The following is a 3,734-nucleotide window of genomic DNA, read 5'->3' on the forward strand; positions in this document are numbered from 1 at the left end:
GGCCGGCCGGTCGCCGCGCGCCGGGCGGGCGCCGCCGCCGCGCTTCCCGGTCTCGCCCAGGTCCTCGAGGGTCTCCGCCTCGAGCCCCGCGCGCGTGCGCTGGCCGCGGGGCAGGCGCCCGGTGACGCCCTCGGGGATGTCGAGGTCGCCGTGGATGTGGTCGGACGAGGAGTACGTCTCGACCGGGTCGGGGATGCCGAGGCCGAGCGCCTTGTCGATGAGGCCCCAGCGCGGCAGGTCGTCCCAGTCGACGAACGTGACGGCCGTCCCCGTGTTGCCCGCGCGGCCGGTGCGGCCCGTGCGGTGCAGGTACGTCTTCTCGTCCTCGGGGCACTGGTAGTTGACGACGTGCGTGACGTCCTCGACGTCGATGCCGCGCGCCGCCACGTCCGTCGCGACGAGCACGTCGACCTTGCCGTTGCGGAACGCGCGCAGCGCCTGCTCGCGCGCGCCCTGACCGAGGTCGCCGTGCAGCGCCCCGGCGGCGAACCCGCGCTCGACGAGCTCGTCCGCCACCTTCGCGGCGGTCCGCTTGGTGCGCGCGAAGACGATCGTCAGGCCGCGGTCGCGGGACTGGAGGATCTTCGCGAGCAGCTCGACCTTGTCGAGAGCGTGCGCGCGGTAGGCGACCTGCTTGATGTTCTTGACCGTCTGACGGCCGTCGTCGTCGGGGTCCTGCGCCCGGATGTGCGTCGGCTGCGACATGTAGCGGCGCGCCATCGCGACGACCGCGCCCGGCATCGTGGCCGAGAACAGCATCGTGTGGCGGTTGGCGGGCGTCGCCGCGAGCAGCTTCTCGACGTCCGGCAGGAAGCCGAGGTCGAGCATCTCGTCGGCCTCGTCGAGGACCACCTCGGTGGCGTGCTTGAGACGCAGGTGCCGCTGGTTGAGCAGGTCGATCATGCGGCCCGGGGTGCCGACGACGACGTCGGCGCCGCGCTGCAGCGCCTCGATCTGCGGCTCGTACGCGCGGCCGCCGTACACCTGCACGATGCGGACCTTGCGCCGGCTCGACGCCATCGCGAGGTCGCCCGCGACCTGCACGGCGAGCTCGCGGGTGGGGACGACGACGAGGGCCTGCGGGTCGCCGGGAGCCGTGAGGCGGTCGTAGCCCTCCTCGTCCGGGGCGATGACGCGGTGCAGCAGCGGGACGCCGAAGCCGAGCGTCTTGCCGGTGCCCGTCTTGGCCTGGCCGATGATGTCGTGGCCCGACAGCGCGACGGGCAGCGTCATCGCCTGGATGGGGAACGGGTGGCTGATGCCGGCGGCGGCGAGCGCCTCGACGATCTCGGGCCGGACGTCGAAGTCGGCGAACGAGGCGTCGACGGCCTGCACGGACGACGCGCGGCGGGTGCCGGTGGGGACGGGCGTCGGCACGGCGTCGGCGACGGTGCGGTGCTCGTCGAGGGTCTGGTCGACGGCGTGGTCGGTGGTGGCGGCCGGGATCTGCTCGGCCGCGTCGTCGTTCACGGGGGTGTCGGTGGTCACGCGGGTGCCTTCACTGGGCGGGCGGGGCGGCTCACGCACCGGGCGGGGCCGGCCGGGCGGGGGTGCCACGGCGGCCCGGCGGCGGGCGGAACGGCGCCACGCGGGTTGGCCGGCAGCCGATCGCGGAAGTCGCCTCGCGCGCGCCGGACGCGGCGGGTGCCGCTGCGGGCGCGTCGTGCGAGGTGGTCCGTCAGGACCGGGTAACAGGGACGACCGGGCAACCGATGTACGGGTTGTACCCCGCCACTGTATCCGACGGGCGTCCGTCCGCCGCGGTGGCCGTGCGCGCCCGCGTTAGGATCCCCGGATGACCTCCGTCGCCGGCAACGCCGCCCCCGAGCCGTCCGACGTCCCGGCGGCCGACCGCGCGTCGAACCGCGCACCCGGCAAGGGCGCCGACCGGGTCGGCACGGCGGTGGACGGCGCGCCCGGGGCGGCGGCCGACACTGCCGACGCGATCGAGGTCCTCGGGCTCGTCGCGGCGCTGGAGCACCAGGCGTTCACGCGGCTGGCGGGTGACAGCACGCAGGCGCCCGACCTGGAGCAGGCGCTCGCGCTGAGCCGGTTCGCGGCGCGCTGCACCGAGCGGCGCGACCGCGTCCTCGCCCGCGTCACCGAGCTCGGCGGCGACCCCGTGGCGGCGCTCGGCCGGTTCGGGGACGTGCTCGACGACTTCGACGCCCGCACGACGCCGAGCTCGTGGTCCGAGCGGCTGCTCAAGGCCTACGTCGGGTACGGCGTCGCGGACGACTTCTGCCGGCTGGTCGCGCGCGGGCTCGACCCGGACTCCCGCGTGCTCGTCGCCGAGCTCCTCGAGGACGCGTCGCACGCCGAGCTGGCCGTGCGCGAGCTCGACGCGGTGTGCGCGCAGGACGCCGTCGTCTCCGCGCGGCTCGCCCTGTGGGGGCGCCGGCTCGTCGGCGAGGCCCTCGGGGTCGTCCAGCGGCTCGTGCAGCGGCCGGGGGTGGCGCGCGTGCTCGACCGCGCGGACGTCGGGACCGCGCCCGAGCAGGAGACGCCGGCCACCGTGTTCAACGAGCTGACGGCGCAGCACACACGGCGGATGTCGCGGCTGCACCTGACCGCGTGACCGCCTGAGGGCGACGTCGCCGACCGCGCCCGGACGCACGCCCCCGGACGCGCGGACGCCCCGGCGGCCGGGCCGCCGGGGCGTCGCGCGGGTCGTCAGATGGTGCCGAAGCCCACGCGACCCTTCGTCTCCGCACCGATGTCCACGAAGCCGAGCGAGGCCGCCGGCACGATGATGCGCCGGCCGCGGGTGTCGGTGAGCTCGAGCGTCGACGACGTGCCGGAGAGCGCGTCCTTCACCAGGGTCGCGATCTCGTCCGCGCTCCTGTCCGACTCGAGCGTGATCTCGCGCGGCAGGTTCTGCACGCCGATCGTGATCTCCACGGGTACTCCTCCGAACGCCGGGGTCCCGTCGCAGGTGGCGGCGGGGTGTCGCGGTCGATCCTAGGCGTCCTCGTACGCGAAGTCCGGCCGGACGAGCCCGGCGACCCCGCGCCACGCCAGGTCGGAGACGAGGTCGACCACGCGGTCGGCGCCCTGCTCGTCCCGGTGCCGCAGCCAGAACGTCGCCGCGCCCTGCGCCGTCGCGACGAGCGCGGCCGCGAGCACGTCGCCGTCCGCGGGGGTGCGACCGGTCACCTGCACCAGCACCTCGGCGATCCGGCGGGTGGCCTCGGCGTTCGCGTGGTCGACGCGGCCGCGGACCTGCGCGTCGTGGGTGACGTCCGACTCGAAGAGCAGCGTCGACGACTCGCCCGCGACCCCGACGAACGCGAGGTACGCCTGCACGATCGCCGCGACGACGTCCCGGCCCGCGCCGCGCACGACCGGGCCGGCCTCGATGGGCGCGACCGCGCGCTCGACGGCGGCGAGCAGGTCCGCGCCCTGCGCGTCCACGACCGCGAGGTACAGGTCGAGCTTGGACGGGAAGTGGCGGTACAGCACCGGCTTGCTGACCTCGGCCCGGTCCGCGATGTCGTCCATCGAGACGTGGTGGAAGCCCTCGCCGGCGAACAGGTCGCGCGCGATGGCGAGCAGCTGCGCGCGGCGCTCGACGCGCGTCATCCGGGGGCCGCGCGCGCTGCGCGGCGCGGCGGCGGGGGGACGCCGCCGGGCGGGTGCGCGTACCCCCCGGCCCGCCGCGACCGCCCCGACAGACGCCTCACGGCGCGTGGCCGCTCGTGGCGGCGGGTGTTGGAGCCCGGGGTCATGAACCG

The 3,734-nt window shown here is 75.9% G+C and carries 4 protein-coding genes; 1 reads left to right on the forward strand and 3 read right to left on the reverse strand.

Annotated elements, in window-relative coordinates:
- The coding region (locus tag AB6N23_RS17645; protein ID WP_412867276.1) for a DEAD/DEAH box helicase at positions 1-1,377 on the reverse strand (1,377 nt) is incomplete at its 3' end.
- Positions 1,378-1,795: 418 nt separating this feature from the next.
- Between AB6N23_RS17645 and AB6N23_RS17650 the strand changes: the two genes are divergently transcribed.
- A complete protein-coding gene (locus tag AB6N23_RS17650; protein ID WP_412867273.1) occupies positions 1,796-2,578 on the forward strand; it encodes a ferritin-like fold-containing protein in 783 nt (260 codons plus the stop codon).
- Between the two features lie 95 nt (positions 2,579-2,673).
- On the opposite strand, the gene AB6N23_RS17655 is transcribed toward AB6N23_RS17650, so the two are convergent.
- Both AB6N23_RS17655 and AB6N23_RS17660 read right to left on the reverse strand, forming a co-directional pair.
- Positions 2,674-2,901: a DUF3107 domain-containing protein gene (locus AB6N23_RS17655; protein WP_412867274.1), complete on the reverse strand. Its 228-nt coding sequence runs from the start codon at positions 2,899-2,901 to the stop codon at positions 2,674-2,676.
- 60 nt (positions 2,902-2,961) lie between these two features.
- Positions 2,962-3,582, reverse strand: coding sequence for a TetR/AcrR family transcriptional regulator (locus AB6N23_RS17660; RefSeq protein WP_412867275.1), 621 nt, complete (start codon positions 3,580-3,582; stop codon positions 2,962-2,964).
- Between the last annotated feature and the right edge of the window lie 152 nt (positions 3,583-3,734).

It is taken from the genome of Cellulomonas pasadenensis, from assembly GCF_047229365.1.
GTDB lineage: Bacteria > Actinomycetota > Actinomycetes > Actinomycetales > Cellulomonadaceae > Cellulomonas.